The organism is Sulfitobacter maritimus (assembly GCF_013346665.1).
GTDB lineage: Bacteria > Pseudomonadota > Alphaproteobacteria > Rhodobacterales > Rhodobacteraceae > Sulfitobacter > Sulfitobacter maritimus.
The window spans coordinates 480,430-506,129 of the sequence record NZ_JABVBB010000021.1 but is presented as its reverse complement, the minus strand read 5'-3'; the positions used below and the strand labels follow the sequence as shown (position 1 = coordinate 506,129).

Sequence of the window (25,700 nt, the reverse complement as noted above, 5' to 3'; positions counted from 1 at the left end):
ACGCACGGCAGAGGAGAGTGCAGGATGACTGGCGCAGAAATTCGACCTGATGATGTATTGAAGTTCTGGTTGGAGGAGGTGTCCCCGTCTGACTGGTACAATAGCACCGCCAAACTGGACGCCACCCTGCGCGACCGCTTTGAAGGCGCGTGGGAGGCTGCATGTGCGGGCAAGCTTGCCCATTGGCTGACCTATGCGAAGGGAGCGCTGGCCTTTATTATCTTGGTGGACCAGTTCCCACGCAATATGTTCCGCGATACGGGCAAGGCCTTTGCCAGCGACAAACAGGGGCTTGCGGCGGCGAAACTCGCCATCGACAAGGGCTGGGACATGCGCATCGAAGAACCGGCGCGGCAGTTTTTCTACATGCCGCTGATGCATTCCGAAAACCTCTGCGATCAAGAACGCTGCGTACGGTTAATGTGTGAGCGGATGCCGGAAAGCGGCAAGAACAACATGCTCCACGCCCGCGCGCACCGCGAAGTTATTCGGCAGTTCGGGCGATTCCCCTACCGCAACGAGGCGCTGTCGCGCAGCTTTACCGCTCCTGAAGTGCGCTATCTTGAACAGGGCGGCTACGGCAAAACGGTGAAAGAGCTTCAAACTGCCAAAGCCGCTTGAGCGCAAATTTGGACGTGGGAATAAGCCCGCTGTTGTGGCGAATGCAAATATAGTTTAGCGGTAAACTATATTTGCAAAACCCTAACGCGAGGTCCGTGCCATGGCTGCCAAATCCTTTGATCTGATCGTGATCGGTGCGGGGCCGGGCGGCTATGTTGCCGCGATCCGTGGCGCACAGCTTGGCCTGAAGGTTGCGGTTGTCGAGCGGGAAAACCTTGGCGGCATCTGTCTGAACTGGGGCTGCATCCCCACTAAGGCGCTGCTGCGCTCTGCCGAAGTCTTCCACCTGATGCACCGCGCCAAGGATTTTGGTCTGGCGGCGGATAAGATCGACTATGATCTCGAAGCGGTCGTCAAACGCTCGCGCGGGGTGGCCAAACAGATGGAAGGCGGGGTCAAACACCTGCTGAAGAAGAACAAGGTCGAGGTCTTCATGGGCGAAGCCTCGATCCCCGCCAAGGGGAAGGTTTCCGTCAGGACCGACAAGGGCAGCGAAGAGTTGACCGCCAAGAACATCGTGCTGGCCACCGGCGCCCGCGCCCGCGAACTGCCGGGGCTTGAGGCGGATGGCAAACGCGTCTGGACCTACCGCCACGCTCTGCAACCGGTGCATGACCCCAAGAAGCTCTTGGTGATCGGCTCTGGCGCCATCGGCATCGAATTTGCCAGCTTTTACAATACGCTCGGTGCGGATACGACCGTGGTCGAAGTCATGGATCGCGTCCTCCCGGTTGAGGATGAGGAAATCTCGAAATTCGCCAAGAAAGCCTTTGAGAAACAAGGCATGAAGATCATGCAAAAGGCGACGGTTAAGAAGCTCGACCGTGCCGAGGACAAGGTCACTGCCCATATTGAGCGCGACGGCAAGGTTGAGAAACTGGAGTTCGACACGGTGATCTCTGCCGTCGGCATCGTCGGCAATACCGAAGGGCTGGGGCTGGAAGACCTCGGCGTCAAAGTCGACCGGACCCATGTGGTGACTGACGCATACTGCCGCACCGGGGTCGACGGGCTTTACGCCATCGGGGACATCGCTGGCGCGCCGTGGCTTGCACATAAGGCCAGCCACGAAGGCGTTATGGTGGCGGAGTTGATCGCCGGTAAAAAGCCGCATCCCGTCAAACCCGAAAGCATCGCCGGCTGCACCTATTGCCACCCGCAGGTCGCCTCTGTCGGTCTGACCGAGGCCAAAGCGAAAGAGCAAGGCTATGACATCAAAGTCGGGCGTTTCCCCTTTATCGGCAATGGCAAAGCAGTCGCTTTGGGCGAGCCTGAAGGGCTGGTGAAGACCATTTTTGACGCAAAAACGGGCGAGTTGCTGGGCGCGCATATGGTCGGGGCCGAGGTGACAGAGCTCATTCAAGGCTATGTCGTCGGGCGTCAGTTGGAGACCACGGAAGAAGACCTGATGAACACGGTCTTCCCGCATCCGACCTTGAGCGAAATGATGCATGAATCGGTACTCGACGCCTTTGACCGCGTCATCCATATGTAGATGCAACTGGGCCAGGCGGTCCCGCTCTGTCTGTCCGAACCGCCACGCCGAATGGCGGCCCTGCAGGAGACCGTCATGGTCAGCCATTCTACTGGCATAATGCACTGTTCCAAACGCCGGATTGTTCGGCGGCGCGGAGTAAAGACATCGAGGGCGGCCGGACCCTTGTGCAATCGCGCTGGTTCTAAAAGCGATGCGCGGTTTTACTGTTACTTGCGCCGACCGTCGCTCACCGCGTTTTGCTGCGGAAATGAGGCCCGGTCTGACTTGCCAAAAGATTCTGGCTTGCCGAAAGATCACGTCACAGACAAACTCATGATGCCGCAAGACGCGGCCCAATTGAACTAGCGGCACCGTGGCCGAAACCACGTCATTCCCGCGCGTCTTTGCGCTCTGGGCTGCGGGGTTGGGTGCGGCGGCGCAATACGGCAAGATGAGCGTCGTCTTTGATTTGCTGCCAGAGCTTTACCCGCAGGCCGGTGTTGCACTTGGGTTTTTGGTGTCGCTGGTCGGCGGTGTTGGTATCCTCCTTGGGGTCGTCGCGGGATTGGTCGTCGCGCGTATTCGCTATCGGCGGGCGTTGTTGTCAGCGCTTTGGCTTGGAGCTGCCATTTCTGCGTTTCAGACGCTCACCCCCGGCTTTGGCTGGATGCTGGCCAGCCGGCTGCTAGAAGGCCTGTCGCATCTGGCGATCGTGGTCGCGGCCCCTACGCTAATCGCCCAGCTTAGCGCCGTTCGAGATCGCGGCTTTACCCTGACCCTTTGGGGAACCTTCTTTGGCGTCGCTTTTGCAGTGCTGGCCCTCGCCGGGCGTCCCTTGGCCCTGTCATGGGGGTTGCCCGCGCTGTTTGCCGCACATGCGCTCTACATGGCCGCCTGTGCTATCGTGCTGACCGTCAGCCTTCAGCGCTTACCCACAGAGACACCGCAGCCGCCCTTTTCAGTTCCTCAAATCCTACGCGATCACATCACCACTTATCGATCCCCATTCCTTGCGGCCCCTGCGGCGGGCTGGTTGTTCTACACATTTAGCTTTGTCTCCATTCTGACTGTCCTTCCGCCGTATCTCGACGAGGTTTGGCGCGCGCCGGTGATGGCGGCGATGCCCTTGGCCAGCATCGCGGTCTCTATGACCCTTGGCGTGGCTTTGCTGCGCCGTCTGCCTGCGGTAACAGTGGTTCAATGGGGCTTCGGCCTTTCCGCCGTTAGCATGGGCTGGCTTTGGGCAAGCCCCGGCGCGCCCTTGGCCTGTCTTGCGCTGGCGGGGGCGATGGGGTTGATCCAGGGGGCCAGCTTTGCCGCCGTGCCACAACTCAACCACGGTGCTGCGGCTCAGGCGCAAGCCAATGGAGCGATGGCGCAGATGGGCAATTTGGGCAACAGCATCGGAACCCCGATCATGGCCTTCGGTCTCGCCTCAATCGGTGCATCAGCGCTCCCGCTGCTGGCGGGTGGGGCTTTCGTTTTGGGTTTGGCGGTGCACCTCCTTTTGGCAGTGGCACGGCGCTCTGAGCGCGTTCCTGTTTAGTTCTCATTTTACCGTTGGAAAACACTGCATCAGCACCTATGTACAAACCGTTAAGAGGGGCATGTGATGGCTGAGCTAAAGAATATCGAAGTGCGCGGCGCGCGCGAACACAACCTAAAGAACATCGATGTGGACATCCCACGCGACCAACTGGTTGTGATCACTGGGCTTTCTGGCTCGGGCAAATCGAGCCTCGCGTTCGATACGATCTATGCCGAAGGCCAGAGGCGCTATGTGGAATCACTGTCCGCCTATGCGCGGCAGTTCCTCGACATGATGCAAAAGCCGGATGTTGACCATATTTCGGGTCTTAGCCCGGCGATTTCGATTGAACAGAAAACCACCTCGAAGAATCCGCGCTCGACCGTCGGCACGGTGACCGAAATTTACGACTACATGCGCCTGTTGTTTGCGCGTGTGGGCACCCCCTATAGCCCCGCGACTGGCAAGCCGATCGAGGCTCAGCAAGTGCAGGATATGGTCGACCGGATCATGACGATGGAGGAGGGGACACGGGCCTATCTGCTCGCCCCGATGATCCGAGACCGCAAAGGTGAGTACCGCAAAGAATTTGTCGAGCTGCGCAAGCAGGGTTTCCAACGCGTGAAGGTCGATGGCGCTTTCTATGACCTCGATGAACCGCCCACCTTGGACAAGAAATTCCGCCATGACATTGATGTGGTCGTGGATCGGATCGTGGTCCGCGAAGGGTTGGAGACGCGGTTAGCTGACTCTTTGCGCACGGCGCTTGATCTTGCCGATGGGATCGCCATTCTGGAAACCGCGCCAAGCGAGGGTGAGCCTGAGCGTTTTACCTTCTCCGAGAAATTTGCGTGTCCGGTTAGTGGTTTCACAATCCCTGAGATTGAGCCGCGCCTGTTCTCTTTTAACGCGCCTTTCGGGGCTTGTCCGTCTTGCGATGGTCTTGGGGTCGAGCTGTTCTTTGACGAACGCCTGATCGTGCCGGACCAGAACCTCAAGATATATGACGGCGCCATAGCACCCTGGCGTAAGGGGAAGTCCCCTTACTTTAAGCAAACCATCGAAGCCATTGCGAAGCATTATAAATTTGACCAGAAAACGCGCTGGAAAGATCTGCCCGAACACGTGCAAGAAGTGTTCCTGCGTGGGTCTGGCGACGAAGAAATCACCTTTCGCTATGACGAAGGTGGCCGGGTTTATGAGGTCAAACGCGTGTTTGAGGGGGTAATCCCAAACATGAAGCGCCGCTACCGCGAGACCGACAGCAATTGGGTCCGCGAAGAATTTGAGCGGTATCAGAACAACCGCCCCTGTGGCACCTGTAAGGGCTATCGCCTGCGGCCGGAGGCGCTGGCAGTCAAGATCGGTCCCGCCGATGGGGGCGAGGATGAACTGCTGCATGTGGGCAAGGTCGTTGAAATGTCGATCCGCGAGGCCTATGCCTGGTGCAAGTCGGTGCCGGAGCATCTGACCGAGCAGAAGAACGAGATTGCGCGTGCCATCCTGAAAGAGATCCGCGAGCGCCTTGGGTTCCTGAATAATGTGGGACTTGAGTATCTTACGATGTCACGTTCAAGCGGTACTTTAAGTGGCGGTGAAAGCCAGCGTATCCGTTTGGCAAGCCAGATTGGCTCGGGTCTGACGGGTGTTCTGTACGTGTTGGATGAACCGTCAATCGGTCTGCACCAGCGCGACAATGACCGTCTTTTGCAAACGTTGAAGAACCTGCGTGACCAGGGCAACACCGTGATCGTCGTGGAGCATGACGAAGAGGCGATCCGCGAGGCCGACTACGTATTTGACATCGGGCCGGGCGCAGGTGTTCACGGCGGTCAAGTGGTCAGCCATGGCACGCCGGAGCAGGTTGCGCATGACCCGAATTCTGTGACGGGCCAGTACCTTACCGGGGTTCGTGAAATCGCTGTGCCTGCGAAACGTCGGAAAGGAAACAAGAAAAAGATTCAGGTCGTTAAGGCGACGGGAAATAACCTTCAGAATGTGACTGTAGATTTCCCGCTTGGGAAATTTGTCTGTGTCACGGGAGTTTCGGGCGGCGGGAAGTCGACCCTCACCATCGAGACCCTGTTCAAAACCGCCTCAATGAACCTGAACGGTGCGCGGCAAACGCCAGCGCCCTGCCAAACCATCAAAGGGTTGGAACATCTTGATAAGGTGATCGACATTGACCAGCGCCCGATTGGTCGCACGCCGCGTTCAAATCCAGCGACTTACACCGGAGCCTTCACGCCGATCCGCGACTGGTTTGCCGGTCTGCCGGAAGCGAAAGCGCGTGGGTATAAGCCGGGGCGGTTTAGCTTCAACGTCAAAGGCGGGCGCTGCGAAGCCTGTCAGGGCGACGGGGTCATCAAGATTGAGATGCACTTCCTGCCGGACGTTTATGTCGAATGCGAAACCTGCAAGGGCGCACGCTACAATCGCGAAACGCTGGAGGTCCGCTTTAAGGGCAAGAGCATCGCGGATGTGCTTGATATGACAGTAGAAGATGCACAGACCTTCTTTGCCGCCGTGCCTTCAATCCGCGAGAAGATGGACGCACTGATGCGTGTGGGATTGGGCTATATCAAAGTGGGCCAGCAGGCGACGACCCTGTCCGGAGGGGAAGCCCAACGGGTGAAACTGAGCAAGGAGCTGAGCAAACGTTCAACCGGGCGCACGCTCTATATTCTCGATGAGCCGACCACAGGTTTGCATTTCGAAGATGTGCGCAAACTCTTAGAAGTGCTGCATGAATTGGTTGATCAGGGCAATTCTGTCGTGGTGATCGAGCATAACTTGGATGTGGTGAAAACTGCCGACCATATCATTGATATTGGCCCCGAGGGTGGCGATGGGGGTGGACGTGTGGTGGCGACTGGCACACCTGAAAAAGTGGCGGAGGTTGCTGAAAGCTACACCGGCAAATACCTCAAACCGATGTTGACCAAACAAAAGATGGCGGCGGAATAGCCGCCGCCATCTTATTGTTCTTGCGCTAAAACTTCAAAGCACGGCACGTGCCACACGGATCAGCTGCAAAGTCTCATAGGCATCGTCGCGCAGTGACACGACTTGGCCGTTCAACACAGCGTAATTATAGCCGTCCTCTGGCGCGGGCAGGCGGTAAAGTTGTACCAATTCCGACTGTGTAAGCGCGGCTGTCGGTGCGACGGTAAAATCCGCGTCCGGAGCAGGAATTCTAGCGAGTTCGTTAATGCGCATAAGGGCGGTGTGATCCTCTGCCGACAGCAGAACCGGTTGTCCGTCGATTAGGGCATAGCGGTGTCCCTCTGGCGCAGGGGCGAGGGCATATAGCGCGCCAATCTGCTCGGAACTCAGCAGCAGAAGATCCTGATCGGTCACAGGTTCGGCAGTCACATAGGGCTCCCGCCGCTCAGTGAGCAATTCGTCAAGTTCCTCGTCCGAATAGCTAGCCCATTGCTCGTAAGTCACGCCTTTTTTAGCGAGGCCTGGTGGTACACAGGGAGGATCTTTTTTTGCCAAGCCGGGGGGGCAGTTGCGATAGGTGATGACTTCGTCATCGGGGGCGGCCGCGATGTTCAGGTTTGGGGCTGCGAGCGCCAAAGCTGCTGCGCCGAGGATTTTTGCCATATCGCGCCCCTCGGGGGCCTGCGTTCTTAGCACCCGCTCTACCGTTTCTGCGCGGTCAGCGGTAAAGCGCGCGACGCGGTCTTCTATGCGCGCGGGGTCGGGTCTGTCGATCTTAACCCGAGCGCTTTTGTTTTTATCCTTTTTGGGCTTATCGCGCTTGTCGGCTTTTTCAGGTTTGCCTTTCTTAGGCTTGTCCTTTTTGCCGTGGTCACCGGCCTTCTTATCGGCTTTGTCCTTCTTGTCCTTCTTCGGCTTTTTATCTTTCTTGCCCTTATGGGGCTTATTGCCTTTGTCCTTGTCGTTTTTAGCAAGCCACAGCGTATCGGGGCCTGTTTCTGAAAACGCCAAATGCAGATCGGACGCAGCGGGTGCAGCCAAGGGCGTGGCCGCAATGGCAGAGCCCGCGTAGAGAGAGCATAGCACCGTAGAGTAGAGCAGGCGTCGCATCGATATTCTCCTTTAAGATAGAATTCCGAGGACAACGCCTGATTGCAACTCCAGTTCCTTTAATGAGAATTTACCCGTTCCAGCCGCGCTTTTCAAAACGGGGCAGCATCGCAGAGAAGTCTTTGCCCTTGCCGCCTTCTTCTTCGACAAAACGTTGATAAAGATCCCGCGCGAGCGCGCCCATGGGTGTGTCCGCGTTTGCCATTTCCGCGGCCTGTTGCGACAGCCCAAGATCTTTGAGCATCAACTCTGCCGCGAAACCGGGCTGATAGTCATTGTCAGCAGGCGATTTGGGACCAACGCCGGGGGCAGGGCAATAGGCGTTCATGGACCACGAATAGCCCGAAGAGGTGCTGACCACATCGAACATCCGCTCGCGATCCAGACCTAATTTATCAGCCAGCGCGAAGGCTTCACAGGTGGCGATCATTGTCGCGCCGAGGATCATGTTGTTGCAGATTTTCGCGGCCTGTCCGGCACCGGCCTCGCCGCAATGCACGGCCTTTTGCCCCATGATGTCAAACAAAGGTTCGGCCTTTTTAAACGCCGCTTCTGCACCGCCTGCCATAAAGGTAAGCGTGCCGCCCTGAGCGCCGCCGATGCCGCCGGAAACAGGGGCGTCGACAAAGAGCAGACCTGCTTTCTCGGCTGTGTCGGCCACATGCCGCGCGCTTTCGACATCTACGGTTGAGCAATCCACCAAAAGCGCGCCCGCGGTCATATTGCCGATCGCTTCTTCAGCGACTTGGCGCAGGATGGCCCCGTTGGGCAGCATGGTGATAACGACATCCGCGCCCTCAACCGCCTCAGCAATAGTTGCCGCCTGTGTCACCCCTTGGGCCGTGGTGCCGGCCACATCGTTACCGCGAACGGTATGGCCAGCGGCGGCAAGGTTGGCGGCCATCGGACCGCCCATATTGCCCAGACCGATGAAACCGACTGTGAGATTGCTCATGTATTTTCCTCCAACTTCAATTCATTATCGCCCAAGGGGGCCAGCATGGCAGCGACATCGGCCTGCGGGACGTCCCCCTGATGCTGCCACTGCGGGGCGCGGTCTTTGTCAATAATCGCGGCGCGCACACCTTCGATAAAGTCGCCGTTCTCCATGGCACGCCAGGTGAAGCGGTATTCTTGTTGCAGGGCAGGGATCATGCCAATGCCGGGGCCGCGCAGGTTGCCGAGCATGTGAATGGTGCAGGCGATAGAGAGCGGCGATCCACGGCGCAGGGTCTTGAGGGTCTCGGCTGCGAAATCGCTTTCATCCTTGCTCAACGCGGCTGTGACCTCCGACAGGGTCTCGCCCGCAAAGAGCCGATCCACTTCGGTCTGGATCTCGGCCAGCTTGCCGGAAGGCGGCGGGCTTGCGGCCTTGTCGAGGATGAAAGGATCGCCGTTCTCCTCTAACTGTGCGATAAGTGCCGGCCATTGATCTTCGGGGATAAAATAATCGGCAAAGCCTGCGTGCAGCACATCAGCTGGTCCCATCCGCGCGCCGGTCGTGCCGAGGTATTCGCCCATCCGCCCCGGTGCCTGTGCCAGCAGCAGCGTGCCGCCCACATCAGGCACCAGTCCGATGCCACATTCAGGCATGGCCACCTTGCTGCTTTCGCCCACAACCCGGTGCGAGCCATGACAGCCGATGCCGACACCGCCCCCCATGGTGAACCCCTGCATGAAAGAGATCACCGGTTTGGGATAGCTGTGCAGCTTGTTGTTCAGCCGGTATTCATCGGCCCAGAAACGGCGGGCGAAATCGTAGTCGCCTTCTTTGCCTGTCTGGTAAAGCTGCGCCACGTCACCGCCTGCACAGAAGGCCTTTTCACCTTCTGCATCCAGCACGATCACCGCCACATCGGGATCGTCGCGCCAGTCGTCCACGGCCGCTTCGATGGCGAGGCACATGTCATAGCTCAGTGCGTTAAGCGCCTTGGGCCGGGTTAGGGTGATACGCCCGGCGCGGCCTGTTTTGCGGATGTTGATGTCGCTCATGGCCAGCCTCAGCGGTTTTTCAGCATGTCGCGGGCGACGATGACGCGCATGATCTCATTCGTGCCTTCGAGGATCTGATGCACCCGCAGGTCGCGCACCAGCTTTTCGATCCCGTAGTCGGCCAAATAGCCATAACCGCCGTGCAGTTGCAGACATTGATCCGCAACTTTGCTGCCTGTCTCGGTCACGAATTTCTTGGCCATGGCGCAGAATTTCGTCGCGTCCGGCGCACCGGTGTCGAGCTTCCACGCGGCTTGGCGCAGGAAGGTGCGGGCGGCCTGAAGTTCGGTCTCCATATCCGCTAGGCGGAATTGCAGGCCCTGGAACTGGTCAATGCTTTTGCCAAAGGCCTTGCGGTCGCCCATATATTCCAGCGTTTTCGTCAGCGCGGTCTGCGCGGCACCCAAGGAGCAAGCGGAAATATTGAGCCGCCCGCCATCAAGTCCGGCCATGGCGTATTTGAACCCTTGGCCTTCTTCTCCGACAAGGTTTTCTGCCGGGATTTTGCAGTCGTCAAACTGTACCAGCGCCGTCGGTTGGCTGCGCCATCCCATTTTGTCCTCAAGTCCGCCAAAGCTCAGCCCCGGCGCGCCATCCTCGACATACACGGTCGAGACGCCTTTGGCGCCGTCATCCGACGTGCGCACCATGGTTACATAGGCATCAGAATAGCCGCCGCCTGAGATAAACGCCTTATTGCCGTTGAGCGTATAGCCGTCGTTGGTGCGTTCGCAGCGGGTTTTGAGCGCCGCTGCGTCCGAGCCGGAGCCGGGTTCGGTCAGGCAGTAGCTCAGCACCGTATTCATGCTTACCACACCCGGCATGACGCGGGCCTTCATCTCGTCACTGGCGAAAGTGTCGAGCATTTTTGCGCACATGTTATGGATCGACAGAAATGCCGCGACCGAAGGGCAGGCCATCGACAGCGCCTCAAAGACCAGCGTAGCGTCGAGGCGGCTCAGACCCGCGCCGCCGCTTTCTTCCGAAACATACAGGCCGCCAAACCCAAGCTCGCCAACCTGTGGCCACAGGTCCTTAGGAATGGTCTCGTCCTTTTCCCATTGATGGGCATGGGGGGCGATATTGTCCTGCCCAAAGGCATAGGCCATGTCGAAAATGGCTGACTGTTCTTCGTTTAATGCGAAATCCATCGCGGCTCTCTCCCTGAATGTCTCGGTGTTCTTGGAACTGAACACTTGTTTAATTCTAACAGCCGACGGATGCCGCAACAAGGCTCACAGATCGGCGTGGTATTCCTCGATCAGATGCCGCACGACAGCCTCACCGCCCTTGCCCTCGGGGGCTTCGGCCCAAACTTTACGCTGCCGGTCGGCAGAGGTGCCTTCCTTGACCACATCGCGCAGCGCGCAAACCTCGTCCAGACAACCGAGCGCTTCGGCGTCTTCCGCGATCATACCGATGATCTCTTCGAAAATCTGATCGAAGGGTTTGAGGGTCGGCCCGCCAAAGTCGATCAGTGTCTCATTCACACCGTAACGCTGCGCGCGCCAACGGTTCTCCTCGATCAGAAAACGGTCATATTCACGCCAGCGCAGGTTGCTGTCGCGCAGGCGCAGCAGGAAGCGGGCGAGGGACTGCGTCAATCCGGCCAGCCCAAGCGCATGTGACAGGCGCGGCTGCACGTCGCAGATGCGGCTTTCCAGCGTAGGGTAGTGGGTTGAGGGGCGTAGATCCCACCAGATTTTCGACTGGTCGGGAATGATGTCGAGGTCGATAAGCGTCTCGGTGCTGCGCTCATATTCACCCCAACTGTGCAACTGCGGCGGCAGCCCGGTGCGCGGCATGCTGTTCATCACCGACATCCGGTAGGAGGCCAGCCCGGTGTCTTCGCCTTGCCAGTAGGGCGAGGAGGCCGACAAGGCGAGCAGATGCGGCAGGAAATAAGAGAACTGCGGCATCAGATCGACACGCAGGTCATCACCGTCGATCCCAACATGCACATGCATCCCGCAGCTCAGCATCCGGCGGGCAATGTCCTCCAATTCGCTTTCGATTTTGGCGTAGCGTTCCTTGTGGGTGATCTCCTGGTTCTTCCAATCCGAGAAAGGATGGCAAGACACAGCGATGGGCGCGAGGTTATGTTTGGCCGCATGTTTGGCGATGGTGCTGCGCAGGTGACGCAGGTCGTCGCGGGCCTCGGTCACGGTGGTGCAAGGTTTCGAGCCGATTTCAATCTGACATTGCAGCATTTCGGGGCTGACCTGTTCGCCGAGGTCCTTGCGGCAATCTTCCATCAACCCTTCGGGGGTGTCAGCCAGCGCCAGTGAATCCTTGTCGACCAGAAGATACTCTTCTTCGATACCGATGGTGAATTCTTTTTGCATGGCGCTGGCCTCGTTCTTTAGGGCCGACCACCCCAAGGGCAGCCGGCGTGATGATTTACTCCATCACCGGGATGGAGAACTCGCCACCCTCTTTAATGCCCGACGGCCAGCGGGCCGTCACGGTCTTGGTGCGGGTGTAGAACTTGAACGCATCCGGGCCGTGCTGGTTCAAATCGCCAAAGACGGATTTCTTCCAGCCGCCAAAGGTGTGGTAGGCCAGCGGCACGGGGATCGGCACGTTAATGCCGACCATGCCGACATTGATCCGGTTGGCAAAGTCACGCGCTGCGTCGCCGTCGCGGGTGAAGATCGCGGTGCCGTTGCCATACTCGTGGTCCATGGCAAGGCCGATCGCCTCTTCGTAGTCCTGAGCACGCACACAGGTCAGCACGGGGCCAAAGATTTCCTGTTTGTAGATGTCCATGTCTTTGGTGGCGCGGTCAAACAGGTGTGGCCCGACGAAATAGCCGTCTTCATAGCCCTGCAGTTTGAAGTCGCGCCCGTCGACGACAAGCTCTGCGCCTTGATCGATGCCGGACTGTACCAGACGTTCGATATTGGCTTTGGCAGCAGCGGTCACGACGGGGCCATAGTCCACGTCATTGCCCGCCGTGTAGGGGCCAACTTTCAGTTTTTCGATGCGTGGCACCAGTTTTTCGATCAGGCGGTCGGCGGTTTCGTCGCCCACCGGCACAGCCACGGAGATCGCCATGCAGCGTTCGCCAGCGGCACCGTAGCCCGCACCGATCAGCGCGTCGGCGGCTTGGTCCATGTCGGCGTCGGGCATGATGATCATGTGGTTCTTGGCACCACCGAAACACTGCACGCGTTTGCCGTTCGCACAGCCGGTCGCATAGATGTATTCGGCAATCGGGGTCGAGCCCACGAAGCCCACCGACTGGATCACGTCATGGTGCAGGATCGCGTCTACGGCTTCTTTGTCGCCGTTGACGACTTGGATGATGCCCTTGGGCAGACCGGCTTCTTCCAGCAGTTCGGCCAGCATCAGGGGGACGGAGGGGTCACGCTCAGACGGCTTGAGGATAAAGGCGTTGCCGCAGGCGATGGCAGGCGCGAACATCCACATCGGGATCATGGCGGGGAAGTTGAAAGGCGTGATGCCCGCAGTGACACCCAGCGGCTGACGCATGGAGTACATGTCGATGCCGGGGCCTGCGCTGTCGGTGAAATCACCTTTCAGCAGTTCGGGCGCGCCGATGCAGTATTCCACCACTTCGAGGCCACGCTGTACGTCACCGGCGGCGTCAGGCAGGGTCTTGCCATGTTCGCGGCTCAGCGCTTCGGCCAGTTTGTCCATGTCGCGGTTCAGAAGGCCCACGAATTTCATCAGCACACGGGCGCGGCGCTGCGGGTTGGTCGCGGCCCATTTGGGCTGGGCGGCGGCGGCGTATTCGACAGCTTTGTTCAACTCGTCAGCATTGGCGAGCGGCACTTTCGCCTGCACTTCGCCAGTGGCGGGGTTCATCACATCGGCAAAGCGCCCGGAGGTGCCTTTGACGTGTTCGCCGTTCAGGTAATGGGTCATCTCTTGCATGATCGGTCTCCTTTATGGTTGGCGGCACGATAGCCTTGCAAAAAGCAATGGAACAGAGGAAGGATGGCAAAACCGCCTTGCATATTTGCAAAGCGCAGAAAGGCCGCACGATGCAACAGAATTGGGACGATTTACGCCTGTTTCTGGCCGTGGCACGCGAGCAGAGTCTTTCTGCGGCGGGCAAACTGTTGCGGCTTGATCCGGCTACGCTGGGGCGGCGTATGGCGCGGCTGGAAAAGTCCTTGCAGACCGTGCTCTTCGTCAAATCGCCACAGGGCTATGCGCTGACAGAGGCAGGTAGCGATCTGATGCAACGTGCCACAAAGGCTGAACAGGCCATGCGGGCGGCAACGGCGGGGGTGCCGGTGCAAAGCGACCGTCTGTCTGGTCAGATTCGCGTGGGCGCGCCGGATGGGGCGGCGAACTATCTGCTGCCGCAGGTCTGTGCCGCGCTTGCAGCGCAGAACCCGGACCTTGACGTGCAGATTATTGCTCTGCCGCGTGTGTTTAACCTGTCCCGGCGCGAGGCGGATATGGCGATTGGGGTCAGCGCCCCTACAGCGGGACGGTTGGTGGTGCAAAAGGTCACGGATTATAAGCTGCATCTTGCTGCTGCCGAAACCTATCTTGCAACCCACCCAGACATCACATCGGTCGCTGATTTACAGCAGCATCGTATTGTCGGCTATATCCCCGATATGATCTTTGACCGAGAACTTGATTACCTTGCTGACCTTGGCATCAAACGCGTGGCGCTGGCGTCAAACTCGGTTTCTGTGCAGGTGCGGATGATCCAGCAAGGTGGGGGGGTTGGCATCGCGCATGACTTCTCGCTGCCGGCGACCGCAGGGGTACGGCGGATCCTGACCGAAGACGTCAGCCTGAAGCGGGCCTTTTACCTGATCCGCCACGCAGACGACCGCCGCAATGCGCGCCTTTCCGCCTTTGCGGAAGCTCTGGCCGCCGGACTGCGTGCGGAAACCACGCGGCTGGAAGCGATAGCCGCAGGACGTACTGCGCCAAAAGCTTGACAGAAAAGGATTTCGCGGTGACGCTGGAACTCTGATCGCCGTGCAACGAAGGAGGGGCCAGGTGCTTGTATCGCAGATTCTCAAGACCAAACCGGATGACAAGGTGGTAACGACCAAACCGGGGCTCTCTGTCGCTGAGGCGGCGCAGATGCTGTCTGAAAAGAAAATCGGGACTTTAGTGATCTCTGCGGATGGCAAGACACCGGACGGAATCCTGTCGGAGCGTGACATTGTGCGGGAGTTGGGCCGTCAGGGCGCGGGCTGTTTGGACCAAAGCGTTGAAAGCATGATGACGACCAAACTGGTAACCTGTAGCCGCGATGACCGCTCGGATGCGATTTTGCAAAAGATGACCGACGGCCGCTTCCGCCATATGCCGGTGCTGGAGGATGGTGAAATGGTCGGCCTGATCTCGCTCGGGGATGTGGTCAAAGCGCAGTTGCAAGAATTGTCGATGGAGAAACAGGCCCTTGAGGGCATGATCATGGGACATTGAGCGCGCCCGTAAAAACGGGGGATGGTGAACGCGAACCGGGTTGCGCTCGGCCCGGTGAAATGCTTGGCTATGCCGCAACGCGGCACAAATCAGGATATCCCAATGCGCATAGCCCTTTACCCCGGTACGTTTGATCCGATCACCTTGGGTCATATCGACATTATCCGCCGTGCTGCGCGGATGGTCGACCGGTTGGTCATTGGCGTGGCGATCAACCGCGACAAGGGACCGCTGTTCAGTCTCGAAGAGCGTGTGGCCTTGATCGAGGCGGAATGTGTGCAATTGGCCCAAGAAACCGGCGTTGAGATTGTCGTACATCCTTTTGAGAACCTATTGATCGATTGCGCCCGCGATGTTGGCGCACAGATCATTGTCCGCGGGCTGCGCGCGGTGTCCGATTTTGAGTATGAATTCCAGATGGTTGGCATGAACCGTCAGCTTGACGATTCGATTGAGACGGTGTTCTTGATGGCCGAGGCGACCCATCAGGCGATTGCCAGTAAACTGGTCAAGGAAATCGCGCGGCTGGATGGGGATGTCAGTAAATTTGTGACGCCAGCGGTGAATGATGAGCTGATCAAGCGGTTTGCGCAGGGCTAGAGCTCTGCGCAGGAAGCGCGGGCGTTGCGGGTGACGCAGGCGATGTGCACGGTATTTTTTAAAAGGATGAAGATAAGGGGGGTGGTGCCTTGAAGGCGGCGCCGCGCTTGAGCTTTGGCCGGGTTGGGGTTAGCGCCAGAAAGCCATCCATTCGATCAGGGCAAAGAATTTCTTGCCCAGATAGATCATGTGATCGCTGCCGTAATAATAGCCGTCAACCAGAATGCCCGCGATGATGAGAAGGGCGAGCACGATGGCGATACGGTTGGTCATACGAGCGCTCCCGGCGGGTTGCCCCTGATATTACAGGGACAATTCCGCCGTGCAAGGCTTAGCCCAGATTGCCCATGGCTACCGCAACATCGGCCATGCGCACAGAGAAGGCCCATTCGTTGTCATACCAACCCAGCACGCGCACCGTCCGGCCTGCGACGACAATGGTCTGATCGGGGGCGAAGATGCAGCTGTGTTCGGTGTGGTTGAAATCGATCGAGACCTTTTGCTCAGGATCATAGGCCAGCACGCGCTTCATTGGCCCGTCTGCGGCAGCGCGGGCGGCGGCGTTGATCTCTTCAACCGTGACATCGCGGCTGGCTTGGAAGGTGAGGTCGACCGCGCTGACGTTGGGGGTGGGGACGCGGATGGCGGTGCCGTCGAGCCGGCCTTTGAGCGCGGGAAGCACTTCGCCAAGCGCTTTGGCTGCCCCTGTGGAGGTGGGGATCAGCGCCATGGCGGCGGCGCGGGCGCGGTAGAGGTCGTTGTGGCGGCGGTCCAGCGTTGGCTGGTCGCCTGTGTAGCTGTGGATAGTGGTCATCAGGCCGCTTTCGATGCCCACGGCGTCATGCATCACTTTGGCCAGCGGGGCGAGGCAGTTTGTCGTGCAAGAGCCGTTGGAAATCATCCGGTCAGACGCGACGAGTTGATCGTCGTTCACGCCGAAAACGATGGTTTTGTCGACGTTCTTGCCGGGGGCAGACAGCAGGACCCGCTTGGCGCCATTTTCCAGATGCACGTTGGCTTTGTTACCGTCGTTGAACTTGCCGGTACATTCCAGCACCACGTCGCAACCGGACCAATCCAGCTCTTCAAGGTTGTAGGTGGACATCATTTCAATGTCGTTCTGGCCGAGGTTCATATAGCCGTCGTCCACATTCACTTCGCCGGGAAAACGCCCGTGGACGGAATCATATTTCAGCAGATGGGCGGCGGTGCTGAGCGGGCCGGTGGCGTTGACCTTGATCACCTCGATATCATCGCGGCCTGACGCTGCGATATGGCTGAGTGTGCAGCGGCCGATCCGGCCAAATCCGTTGATGCCAACTTTGATGGTCATGGTGCAATCCTTGTCTCGGGCCGATGTCGGGCCGTATGTCGGGGGTCGCGGGCTCTATATCTGTCGGACGTGGGAAGGGGAAAGAGGGAAAACCGTCTGATTTCGATATGTTAGCGTTAAACCTTTGTGTTAGCGGTAGCGGTTTGGTGTGGGCAGGACTTGTCAGATGTGAGGCACATGCTACTTCGGACAGAATGGAACGAAGGGGCGTAGAATGAGCGGATTACTGGCACTTGTAGATGACGTTGCAGCGATTGCTAAGGTTGCGGCGGCCAGTGTGGATGACGTGATTGGGCAGGCTGCGAAAGCTGGGTCAAAAGCGGCGGGCGCGGTGATTGATGACGCGGCGGTGTCGCCGAAATACGTGCAGGGGTTCAGCGCTGAACGTGAACTGCCAGTGATCTGGAAAATCACCAAAGGCTCCCTGAAGAACAAGCTTGTCTTTCTTTTGCCCGCCGGGCTGATCCTATCGAACTTCGCGCCCTGGGCCATTGCCCCTTTGCTGATGCTGGGCGGGGCGTACCTATGTTTCGAAGGGGCCGAGAAGGTGGCCCATGCCCTCGGGCTGGCGGAAGGGCATGCGGACTACCCCGACAAAAAGAAAGTCCCCGAAAACCCGGCGCTCTTGGAAGAGCAGAAAGCCGCGGGCGCGATCAAGACCGACTTCATTCTTTCCGCCGAGATCATGACCATTGCCTTGGCGGCGATCCCTGAAAGTTCGTTTTGGATGGAGGCGGCGACGCTGGCGATGGTGGCGGTGATGATCACCGTTGCGGTCTATGGCGCTGTCGCCTTGATCGTAAAGATGGATGACTTGGGGTTGCTCATGGCGGAGCGCGGGCGGTTTGCGGCCACGCGTTCAATCGGGCGGGCCTTGGTGCGGGGCATGCCTGGATTCTTGAAATTGCTGATGGTGATTGGCACGGCGGCAATGCTTTGGGTCGGCGGCTCGATCATTATCCATGGGATGGAGCAAATGGGTTTCGCTGCGCCTTACGAATGGATTCACCATATTGCGGTTGCGGTCGGTCATGCGGCGCCGGAGCGTTTGATGGGCGCGGTAGAGTGGACGACGACCGCTGCGATTGATGGTATCTTCGGGCTCGCGCTTGGGCTGCTTTTGATCCCTGTGGGTGAGAAGATCGTCACGCCGATTTGGCGCAAGGTCTTTCACAAGGCAGCGCTTTGAGGGGTGTTATCTATCGTCGCGAATGTGACGTTAGGCTGTGAATTGCTACCAGCAGTCCGGCAAGTGTTCCTATGAGCGTATAGCTGCCGAAAGCGCCGAGAATGCTGCCTCCGGAGCCAAGCCAGATCGCAGCCGCAAGGCTGCCGGTGGTGATGCCGCTGAGAATGTAGGCAAGGGCCATGAAGTGTCCTATGCGAAGAGGGGCGCCGTTCCGTCTATGAAAGCATTATAGGCTCAAGGTGACAATCTGGGGTTGAGGGGCTTTACGTAAGGTAATCTGCGGTTGGTGTTAGCGTCATAGAAAAAGCCCGCGCGGCTGGACCGGGCGGGCTTTTGGTTTTTCGGGATATGGCGATCAGAGCAGGGCTTTGGCCTTTTCCGCGACATTCTCGGCGGTAAAGCCGAACCGCTCGAACAGTTCCTCTGCCGGAGCGGAGGCGCCGAAACGGTCCATGCCGACGAAATCCGCCTTGCCGTATTTGCCGCGCTCACCAAAGAGCCACTGGTCCCAGCCCTGACGTGCGCCAGCTTCGATCCCGACACGCACAGCACCACCGGGCAGGACGCGTTTGCGGTAGGCTTCGTCTTGCGCTGCGAAGAGTTCCATGCAAGGCATGGAGACGACGCGGGTGCCGATGCCTTCGGCCTGCAGCAGGTCGCGCGCAGCCAGTGCGACATGCACTTCCGAGCCGGTGGCGATCAGGATCACCTGACGTTTGCCCTCAGCATCGGCCAGCACATAGGCGCCTTTTTCGGTGAGGTTGTTGTTCTTATGCTCCAGACGCACAGTCGGCAGCCCCTGACGGGTCAGCGACAGAACCGAGGGTGTAGTCTTCGAGGTGAAGGCAATCTCCCAAGCCTCTGCCGTTTCCACCGCATCGGCGGGGCGGAAGACGTAAGTGTTGGGTGTGGCGCGGCTGATCGCCAGATGCTCGATCGGCTGGTGGGTCGGGCCGTCTTCGCCAAGGCCGATGCTGTCATGGGTCATGACAAAGGCCGTGGGGATCTGCATCAGCGCTGCCAGACGCATCGCGGGGCGTGCGTAATCGGTGAAACACATGAAGGTGCCGCCATAGGGACGCAGGCCGCCGTGCAGCGCCATGCCGTTCATTGCCGCAGCCATGCCATGCTCGCGGATGCCCCAATAGACATAGCGCCCGCCACGGTTGTCGACGTCAAAGACACCCAGATCAGAGGTCTTGGTGTTGTTCGAGCCAGTGAGATCCGCCGAGCCGCCGACTGTTTCGGGCAGGATCGGGTTCAACACTTCGAGCGCTTTCTCACTCGCCGCGCGGGTGGCCATCTTGGGGGCGGTTTCGGAGATTTGCTTTTTAAACGCCTTAACCGTTGCGCTCATCTTCTTGGGCGCGTCCAAGGCCAAGGCGCGGTTGAAGGTCTCGCGCTTGTTGCGCGGCATATTGTCAAAGCGCTCTTCCCATTCACGGCGGGCGTCGGCGCCGCGTTTGCCGATCTCTTCCCATGCGGATTTCACATCGGCAGGCACTTCGAAGGGGCCGCTTGTCCAGCCGTAAGCCTTCTTCGCTTCGGCCATTTGGTCAGCATCGGTCAGCGCGCCGTGGCCTTTGGAGGTGTCCTGTGCGGCATGGCCAAGGGCGATATGGGTCTTGCAGGCGATCATCGTTGGTAGGTCGGTGGCTTTCGCCTCGGTCAGCGCCGCGTCGATCTCATCGGGGTTGTGGCCGTCGATTTCGATGACATGCCATTGCGCGGCTTTGAAGCGCGCAACCTGATCGGTGTTGTCGGACAGGGTGACAGGACCGTCGATGGTGATGTTGTTGTTGTCCCACATCACGATCAGCTTGCTCAACTTATGGCGGCCAGCGAGCGTGATCGCCTCTTGGCTGACACCTTCCATCAAACAGCCGTCGCCTGCGATGACATAGGTGTGGTGGTCGACAACCTTGGCACCATATTGCGCGCGGAGCATTTCTTCGGCCATCGCAAAGCCGACCGAGTTGGCAATGCCCTGACCGAGCGGGCCGGTGGTGGTCTCGATCGCGTCGGCAAGGAAGTTTTCCGGGTGGCCGGCAGTGCGTGCGCCCATCTGACGGAAGTTCTTTAACTCTTCGATGGGGAATTGCGCGTAGCCTGTCAGGTGCAGCAGCGCATAGAGCAGCATGGAACCATGGCCTGCGGACAGGATAAACCGGTCGCGGTCGGGCCACAGCGGGTTGGCCGCGTCAAACTTCAGGTGCTTTTCGAACAAAACGGTGGCCACATCGGCCATGCCCATCGGCATGCCGGAGTGGCCAGAGTTCGCAGCAGCGACGGCATCAAGGGTCAGCGCGCGGATGGCGGTGGCCTTGGACCAATGATCAGGGTTGGCGCGGGCGAGGGCTTGCAGATCCACGAGGGCATTCCTTTGGGGCTGTGGCAGATTTGGCCTGTGCATACCAGCGAACGGGCAAAGTTCAAGCATAACCGGGCTATGGTTCGGCAGAGCAGCGCGGATCGGCACAGGCTTCGGTTGAACTGTGCCGGCCAAGCCGCTGAATCAAAAGAGGGGGGGCGCATTTGCTTGCGGCTTTGGCTAGGATCGCAGAAACCGGCCTTTGGGGCGATTCGCCGCGCGGTGCTTTGCGCCTTGTGGCTGGGTATCCCGTGGCAAGATGTCGGCAGACGACCGACAGGATAAGAACGAGTGAGGAGACTTCATGCTGATGAGCGAACTTGACGAGTATCAACGCCGCATCACGGCCGCGATGGACCGGGTCGCCAAGGGGGTGGACCGGATCAAACCGGCGCCCGCCGAGCCGGATGAGGATATCGTTCAGGCGTTGGAAGAAGAGCGTCTTGCGAATGCTCAGTTGAACGAACGGATAAAGACCCTGCGCGAGGGATATGAGGTTGAACTGGCGACTCTGCGGGATCGGGTAGAATCCAGCGCGGCGCAGATGGGGCAGATTGATCTGGATCTGCAACGCGTGCGGCAGGCCAATGAGCAGTTGTCGCAAGCTTGCGAAAAGCTGCGTGAAGCGAATGCTGAAGGGCTGGCGGACCCTAAGCTGATCGACACTGCCGTAATTGCTGAGTTGGAGAGCCTGCGCGCCACCCGCGCCATTGAGATGGCAGAGATTGACGCCGTGTTGAGCGCCTTGGCCCCCTTGGTCGAAGAGACCGAGGCCGAAGACAGCCCCGCCGACGCCAGCAGCGAAGAGACCACCGCCAGCAAAACAGAAGAGGCTCACTGATGCCAGAAGTTAGGATCACCATCGGCGGCCGGGGCTTTGAAGTTGCCTGTCAGGAGGGCGAAGAGAGCTACCTGCACGCCGCCGCCAAAATGCTCGACGATGAAGCGCGGGTGCTGAGCGATCAGGTTGGCCGGATGCCCGAAGCGCGCATGTTGCTTATGGCCGGTCTGCTCTTGGCCGACAAAACCGCCAGCGTCGAAGACCAAATTGCCGAAGTGCGGGCCGAACTGGCCGAGCGGGAGGCTGAATTGGCCGCCCTGCGCAACGTGAAGGTCGAGCCTGAACGCATCGAAGTGCCAGTCGTGCCGCAGGGGGTCAAAGATACTCTGGCCGAACTCGCCGCGCGGGCCGAAGCCCTGGCCGATGAGGTGGACGAAAAGACCGCCGACTAAACGACATGCGCGGCGCGTCCTTTCGTCGGATTGCGCCGCGCCTGTGAATATGCTCTGGGGCGGCATCAGCACCGCATCGCGGTGACCTTTATCATCAGCAGCAGGATGTTCCCCATGACCGACAAGCCCCGCATCATCATCTCCAGTGACCATGCCGATATCGCCCTGCGCCAAGACATCGCGCGTCATGTGGCCGAGCGTGGCTTTGCGGTTGAGGACATTGGTCCCGAGACGGCTGAGAGCACCGATTACCCCAAACACGGCGAAGCTGCCGCACGGCGCATCGCGGCGGGGGAGTTTGACCTTGGCATTCTGATCTGTGGCACCGGGCAGGGGATCATGATGGCGGCGAATAAGGTCAAAGGCATTCGCTGCGGGGTCTGCTCCGATACGTTTTCGGCCAAGATGATCCGGGCGCATAATGATGCGAATATGCTGTCGATGGGCGCGCGGGTGATCGGGGGCGGTCTCGCGCTTGAGATTGTCGATGCGTTTCTTGACACCGCGTTCGAAGGCGGACGCCATGGCCGCCGCGTGGATATGATTACCGCGATTGAAGACTGAGACAAAGGCATCGCCGGGACGCGCCCGACCTGGGGGCGTTCGGGACGGTTCTGTTTGCGGATCAATTGCTGCAAGCACTGAGTTTGCTGCAAGGTGCTACGTTGCAATCACGCCCTCCGGGGGGAGGTCGGGCGTGGCCCGGCGGTGCCGGGCAGAAGGGCGCTGATGTCAGATATAAAAACACCCCGAAGGGCAAAGCCGGTCCGGGGTGTTTTTCGTTTAACCTGTCGGCGCTTCAGCCGTTGGCTTCGCGGATCTTATCCGCAGCGTCCTTATCAAAGGCCACGCCGTTTTCGGCAAAGAGCGTGTCCAGCTCGCCCGACAGCGTCATCTCGGTGATGATGTCACAGCCGCCGACGAACTCACCTTTGACGTAAAGCTGCGGGATGGTCGGCCAGTCAGAGAAATCCTTGATCCCCTGACGCAGACCTTCGTCGGCCAGCACATTCACGTCTGAAAACTCAACGCCCATATAGTTCAGCACCCCGGCCACGCGGCTGGAGAACCCGCACTGCGGCATCTCTTTGGTGCCCTTCATAAACAGAACCACGTCGTTCTTAGTGATCTGCTCTTTGATCTGACTTGCAGCATCGCTCATGTCATTTGTCCTTACTATCTGATTTCTTGAACGCAGCGTGATAGCGCCGCGCATAGGTTTCATCATCGGCCCAGGGTTTGACGTCCAACTCGGCACCGCCGAGGAAAAACCCACCCCGTTTCCGGGTCCAGTTCGTATGCCCGCGCTCAAGGCTCTCATTGCGCCGCGCGGCGCTCGCCACGGCATCCAGATCGAGCGCTTCCATCCCCAGCGGCACTTTGCCCGTCTCAGGGCGGGCAGGCTGGCGCTGTGACAGGGGTACATGACGCCCAGCTCGCGCACGGTGCTGGGCATAGGCCACGGCGGCAATAACGCCCAGAACCGCGCCTATGCCCCAGATCCACATGGTCAGTCCGGCGCGCGCGTGGTCAGCGCCAGCGCATGTAGGTCGCCGTTCGAGCCGTCCATCTTGCCCTTGAGCGCAGCATAGACAGCGCGTTGTTGTTGCACCCGGTTCATGCCGCGAAAGCTTTCGTCCACCACCATCGCGGCCATATGCACACCGTCATTGCCCTCGACGGTGATCTTGGCATCCGGGAAAGACGCGCGGATCAGGTCTTCGATTTCACTGGCTTGCATCGGCATTTCAAGTGGCTCCGGCTGTTGTATGATCTTGCGTTAGATGTAGTGCCGCACAGCGCTGCGTGCAAGCCGATGGCGCCGGGGTTTCACGCATTGACCTTTGGACGCGAAGCGCGACACTCTGGGGCGACTGGAAAGGAAACAATATGGACCGCATACCCGAACAGGCACTCGCATGGGCCAAGACCGGACAACCCGTCGCATTGGCCACTGTGGTTGAGACTTGGGGCTCCGCACCGCGCCGCGCCGGGGCGCAATTGGTGGTGGCGGGGGACGGGACGATGATGGGCTCGGTCTCCGGTGGCTGCGTCGAAGGCGCGGTGGTTGTGGAGGCGCTAGAGGCGCTGGAAGACGGTAAGACACGGCTGTTGGAATATGGCGTCAGCGATGGCGACGCCTTTGCCGTGGGGCTGGCCTGTGGCGGGACGATCAAAGTGCTGGCCGAGCCGGTGAGGCCAGACGGGTTGAGCATCGAGTTGTTGGGCGATCTGGTGGCGGCACGGGCCGCACGCGAAGCCGTCGCCTATGAGGTGGCGCTTGACGGCAGCGCACGGCAGTTGACCCGCGTAGGCCATGCCGACAGGTTCCGCCGCGACCGCTCGGGCGTGGATGAAGAAACCGGACGTTTTATCGCCATCCACAACCCGCCATTGCGTCTGGTGATCGTAGGCGCGGTGCATATCGCGCAGCATCTGGTCAGCATGGCGCGGGAGGCGGGCTTTGACCACGTCGTGGTCGATCCCCGCGACGCCTTTGGCTCGTCTGCGCGTTTCCCTGATTGCACGCTAATGAACGACTGGCCCGATGCCGCCTTGCGCGAGATCGGGTTGGATGCGCGCTCTGCTGTGGTGTTGCTGACACATGACCCGAAACTCGACGATCCGGCCCTGCATGTGGCGCTTGGGTCGGAGGCGTTTTATATCGGCGCGCTCGGCTCGACCCGGACGCAGGCCAGCCGCCTCGCGCGGTTGGCAGAGGCTGGGTTTGACACCGTGCAGACTGCCCGTATCCACGGTCCGGTGGGGTTGGATATCGGCGCGGCCAGCCCGGCGGAGATCGCGGTCTCGATCCTCGCTGAAATCATCCAAACCCTGCGCCGGCCATGAAGTTCGGTCCGGTCCCCCTGCGCGATGCCGAAGGCGCGACGCTGGCCCATTCGGTCGCGCTGCAAAAAGGCCGGTTGCGCAAGGGTAGGGTGTTGAGCGCCGAAGACATTGCCGCCTTGGCAGCAGCGGGCGTGTCAAATGTCATTGTCGCCCGTCTGGACCCGCAGGACATTGACGAAAACACCGCCGCCGCGCGGCTTGCGCAGAGATTGCGGGGGCCGGGGTTGCGCATGTCGAACGCCTTTACCGGGCGGGTCAATTTGCTCGCTGATGGGCCGGGGGTCGTCATGCTTGACCGCGCAGCACTGGAAGCCGTCAATGCGGCGCATCCGATGATCACCTTGGCCACGGTGCCGCCGTTTCAGCAAATGGCCGCGGGTGGCATGGTAGCGACGATCAAGATCATATCCTACGCGGTACCCGAAGCGGCTTTGCAAGCCGCCTGCGCCGCAGCAAAAACCGATGCCCTGTACCTGCGCACGCCCCAATTGCGCAGTGCCACGCTGATTGTAACTGAGGTCGACGGTGGCGCAGGAGACAAAGGCCGCGCGGCCATCGAAGCACGGCTGAACGCGCTTGGCGTGCGCCTGACAGCGGTGGTCAACGTGCCCCATCAGGCGGCGCCATTGACGCAAGAAATTGAAAAGGCCACCACCGATCTGATTTTGATCCTCACTGCCTCAGCCACTTCAGACATTGACGATGTCGCCCCGGCAGCCCTGCGCCGCGCAGGCGGGCGGGTTGAACGCTTTGGCATGCCGGTCGATCCCGGTAACCTGCTCTTTATCGGCGAATATGGCGAACGGCCTGTTATCGGTCTGCCGGGATGTGCGCGCTCGCCCGCGCTCAATGGCGCCGATTGGGTCCTCTCGCGGGTGATCTGCGGCATCCCGGTCAGCAGTCAGGATATTGCTGCCATGGGCGTGGGCGGGCTGCTCAAGGAAATTCCCACCCGACCTCAACCGCGCAACCCCGGCAAAGGCAAGCGCTGACCCCAGCCCCTGCAAAAAATTTGTTCTCAAC

General features: G+C 59.6%; 26 protein-coding genes. 13 read left to right on the top strand and 13 right to left on the bottom strand.

Going from position 1 to position 25,700, the window contains the following annotated elements; genetic code table 11:
• Positions 1-24: 24 nt before the first annotated feature.
• From HTT03_RS04425 to uvrA, 4 genes are all read left to right on the top strand, one after another.
• The gene (locus HTT03_RS04425; RefSeq protein ID WP_174858646.1) at positions 25-621 is read left to right on the top strand and encodes a DUF924 family protein; all 597 of its coding nucleotides are present in this window, start codon (positions 25-27) and stop codon (positions 619-621) included.
• A gap of 100 nt (positions 622-721) precedes the next feature.
• The gene (gene lpdA / locus HTT03_RS04420; RefSeq protein ID WP_174858645.1) at positions 722-2,116 is read left to right on the top strand and encodes a dihydrolipoyl dehydrogenase; all 1,395 of its coding nucleotides are present in this window, start codon (positions 722-724) and stop codon (positions 2,114-2,116) included.
• A gap of 355 nt (positions 2,117-2,471) precedes the next feature.
• Positions 2,472-3,644 carry an MFS transporter gene (locus HTT03_RS04415; RefSeq protein ID WP_174858644.1) on the top strand — a complete coding sequence of 391 codons (1,173 nt, stop codon included), beginning with the start codon at positions 2,472-2,474 and terminating at the stop codon, positions 3,642-3,644.
• 66 nt (positions 3,645-3,710) lie between these two features.
• Positions 3,711-6,593, top strand: coding sequence for an excinuclease ABC subunit UvrA (gene uvrA, locus HTT03_RS04410; protein ID WP_174858643.1), 2,883 nt, complete (start codon positions 3,711-3,713; stop codon positions 6,591-6,593).
• Positions 6,594-6,626: 33 nt separating this feature from the next.
• Here uvrA and HTT03_RS04405 read toward each other — a convergent pair whose 3' ends face one another.
• From HTT03_RS04405 to HTT03_RS04380, 6 genes are all read right to left on the bottom strand, one after another.
• Positions 6,627-7,682 carry a transketolase gene (locus HTT03_RS04405; RefSeq protein ID WP_246253343.1) on the bottom strand — a complete coding sequence of 352 codons (1,056 nt, stop codon included), beginning with the start codon at positions 7,680-7,682 and terminating at the stop codon, positions 6,627-6,629.
• Positions 7,683-7,752: 70 nt separating this feature from the next.
• On the bottom strand, positions 7,753-8,637 hold the full coding sequence (mmsB, locus tag HTT03_RS04400) for a 3-hydroxyisobutyrate dehydrogenase (RefSeq protein ID WP_174858642.1): 885 nt from the start codon (positions 8,635-8,637) through the stop codon (positions 7,753-7,755).
• The gene (locus HTT03_RS04395) at positions 8,634-9,674 is read right to left on the bottom strand and encodes an enoyl-CoA hydratase/isomerase family protein (protein WP_174858641.1); all 1,041 of its coding nucleotides are present in this window, start codon (positions 9,672-9,674) and stop codon (positions 8,634-8,636) included. Before HTT03_RS04395 ends, mmsB begins: the two co-directional genes overlap by 4 nt.
• A gap of 8 nt (positions 9,675-9,682) precedes the next feature.
• Entirely contained in the window at positions 9,683-10,825 is a 1,143-nt protein-coding gene (locus HTT03_RS04390; protein ID WP_174858640.1) for an acyl-CoA dehydrogenase family protein, read from the bottom strand.
• A gap of 84 nt (positions 10,826-10,909) precedes the next feature.
• Entirely contained in the window at positions 10,910-12,019 is a 1,110-nt protein-coding gene (locus tag HTT03_RS04385) for a carboxylate-amine ligase (RefSeq protein ID WP_174858639.1), read from the bottom strand.
• Between the two features lie 55 nt (positions 12,020-12,074).
• Positions 12,075-13,574: a CoA-acylating methylmalonate-semialdehyde dehydrogenase gene (locus tag HTT03_RS04380; protein ID WP_174858638.1), complete on the bottom strand. Its 1,500-nt coding sequence runs from the start codon at positions 13,572-13,574 to the stop codon at positions 12,075-12,077.
• Positions 13,575-13,684: 110 nt separating this feature from the next.
• Here HTT03_RS04380 and HTT03_RS04375 point away from each other — a divergent pair, with 110 nt between their 5' ends.
• From HTT03_RS04375 to coaD, 3 genes are all read left to right on the top strand, one after another.
• Positions 13,685-14,605, top strand: coding sequence for a LysR family transcriptional regulator (locus tag HTT03_RS04375; protein ID WP_174858637.1), 921 nt, complete (start codon positions 13,685-13,687; stop codon positions 14,603-14,605).
• Positions 14,606-14,666: 61 nt separating this feature from the next.
• Positions 14,667-15,101, top strand: coding sequence for a CBS domain-containing protein (locus HTT03_RS04370; protein WP_174858636.1), 435 nt, complete (start codon positions 14,667-14,669; stop codon positions 15,099-15,101).
• Between the two features lie 102 nt (positions 15,102-15,203).
• Complete coding sequence (gene coaD / locus HTT03_RS04365; RefSeq protein WP_174858635.1) at positions 15,204-15,701, top strand: pantetheine-phosphate adenylyltransferase; 498 nt, start codon at positions 15,204-15,206, stop codon at positions 15,699-15,701.
• Between the two features lie 129 nt (positions 15,702-15,830).
• Here the strand turns inward: coaD and HTT03_RS04360 are convergent, their stop codons facing one another.
• Together HTT03_RS04360 and gap are read right to left on the bottom strand one after the other, a co-directional pair.
• The gene (locus HTT03_RS04360) at positions 15,831-15,974 is read right to left on the bottom strand and encodes a hypothetical protein (RefSeq protein WP_174858634.1); all 144 of its coding nucleotides are present in this window, start codon (positions 15,972-15,974) and stop codon (positions 15,831-15,833) included.
• A gap of 58 nt (positions 15,975-16,032) precedes the next feature.
• The gene (gene gap, locus HTT03_RS04355; RefSeq protein WP_174858633.1) at positions 16,033-17,034 is read right to left on the bottom strand and encodes a type I glyceraldehyde-3-phosphate dehydrogenase; all 1,002 of its coding nucleotides are present in this window, start codon (positions 17,032-17,034) and stop codon (positions 16,033-16,035) included.
• Positions 17,035-17,248: 214 nt separating this feature from the next.
• Between gap and HTT03_RS04350 the strand changes: the two genes are divergently transcribed.
• A complete protein-coding gene (locus HTT03_RS04350) occupies positions 17,249-18,223 on the top strand; it encodes a DUF808 domain-containing protein (RefSeq protein WP_174858632.1) in 975 nt (324 codons plus the stop codon).
• Positions 18,224-18,233: 10 nt separating this feature from the next.
• Here the strand turns inward: HTT03_RS04350 and HTT03_RS04345 are convergent, their stop codons facing one another.
• Together HTT03_RS04345 and tkt are read right to left on the bottom strand one after the other, a co-directional pair.
• Positions 18,234-18,404 (bottom strand): hypothetical protein, encoded by a 171-nt coding sequence (locus HTT03_RS04345; RefSeq protein ID WP_174858631.1) that lies wholly within the window; start codon positions 18,402-18,404, stop codon positions 18,234-18,236.
• A 174-nt stretch (positions 18,405-18,578) separates the two neighbouring features.
• Complete coding sequence (gene tkt, locus HTT03_RS04340; protein WP_174858630.1) at positions 18,579-20,594, bottom strand: transketolase; 2,016 nt, start codon at positions 20,592-20,594, stop codon at positions 18,579-18,581.
• 310 nt (positions 20,595-20,904) lie between these two features.
• On the opposite strand from tkt, the gene HTT03_RS04335 reads away from it, so the two are divergent.
• From HTT03_RS04335 to rpiB, 3 genes are all read left to right on the top strand, one after another.
• Positions 20,905-21,435 carry a hypothetical protein gene (locus tag HTT03_RS04335; RefSeq protein WP_174858629.1) on the top strand — a complete coding sequence of 177 codons (531 nt, stop codon included), beginning with the start codon at positions 20,905-20,907 and terminating at the stop codon, positions 21,433-21,435.
• Positions 21,435-21,827, top strand: coding sequence for a cell division protein ZapA (locus HTT03_RS04330; RefSeq protein WP_174858628.1), 393 nt, complete (start codon positions 21,435-21,437; stop codon positions 21,825-21,827). The genes HTT03_RS04335 and HTT03_RS04330 overlap by 1 nt, the downstream gene beginning before the upstream one ends.
• A 114-nt stretch (positions 21,828-21,941) precedes the next feature.
• Positions 21,942-22,391, top strand: coding sequence for a ribose 5-phosphate isomerase B (rpiB, locus tag HTT03_RS04325; RefSeq protein ID WP_174858627.1), 450 nt, complete (start codon positions 21,942-21,944; stop codon positions 22,389-22,391).
• Between the two features lie 235 nt (positions 22,392-22,626).
• Here rpiB and grxD read toward each other — a convergent pair whose 3' ends face one another.
• From grxD to HTT03_RS04310, 3 genes are read right to left on the bottom strand one after another with little or no spacing between them, the layout of a single operon-like run.
• Positions 22,627-22,989, bottom strand: coding sequence for a Grx4 family monothiol glutaredoxin (gene grxD / locus HTT03_RS04320; RefSeq protein ID WP_174858626.1), 363 nt, complete (start codon positions 22,987-22,989; stop codon positions 22,627-22,629).
• A gap of 1 nt (position 22,990) precedes the next feature.
• On the bottom strand, positions 22,991-23,335 hold the full coding sequence (locus HTT03_RS04315) for a hypothetical protein (RefSeq protein WP_246253342.1): 345 nt from the start codon (positions 23,333-23,335) through the stop codon (positions 22,991-22,993).
• Between the two features lie 2 nt (positions 23,336-23,337).
• The gene (locus HTT03_RS04310; protein ID WP_093741138.1) at positions 23,338-23,574 is read right to left on the bottom strand and encodes a BolA family protein; all 237 of its coding nucleotides are present in this window, start codon (positions 23,572-23,574) and stop codon (positions 23,338-23,340) included.
• A 143-nt stretch (positions 23,575-23,717) separates the two neighbouring features.
• Between HTT03_RS04310 and HTT03_RS04305 the strand changes: the two genes are divergently transcribed.
• Positions 23,718-24,677 carry an XdhC family protein gene (locus HTT03_RS04305; RefSeq protein ID WP_174858625.1) on the top strand — a complete coding sequence of 320 codons (960 nt, stop codon included), beginning with the start codon at positions 23,718-23,720 and terminating at the stop codon, positions 24,675-24,677.
• Positions 24,674-25,669 carry a molybdopterin-binding protein gene (locus HTT03_RS04300; protein ID WP_174858624.1) on the top strand — a complete coding sequence of 332 codons (996 nt, stop codon included), beginning with the start codon at positions 24,674-24,676 and terminating at the stop codon, positions 25,667-25,669. The genes HTT03_RS04305 and HTT03_RS04300 overlap by 4 nt, the downstream gene beginning before the upstream one ends.
• Positions 25,670-25,700 lie beyond the last annotated feature (31 nt).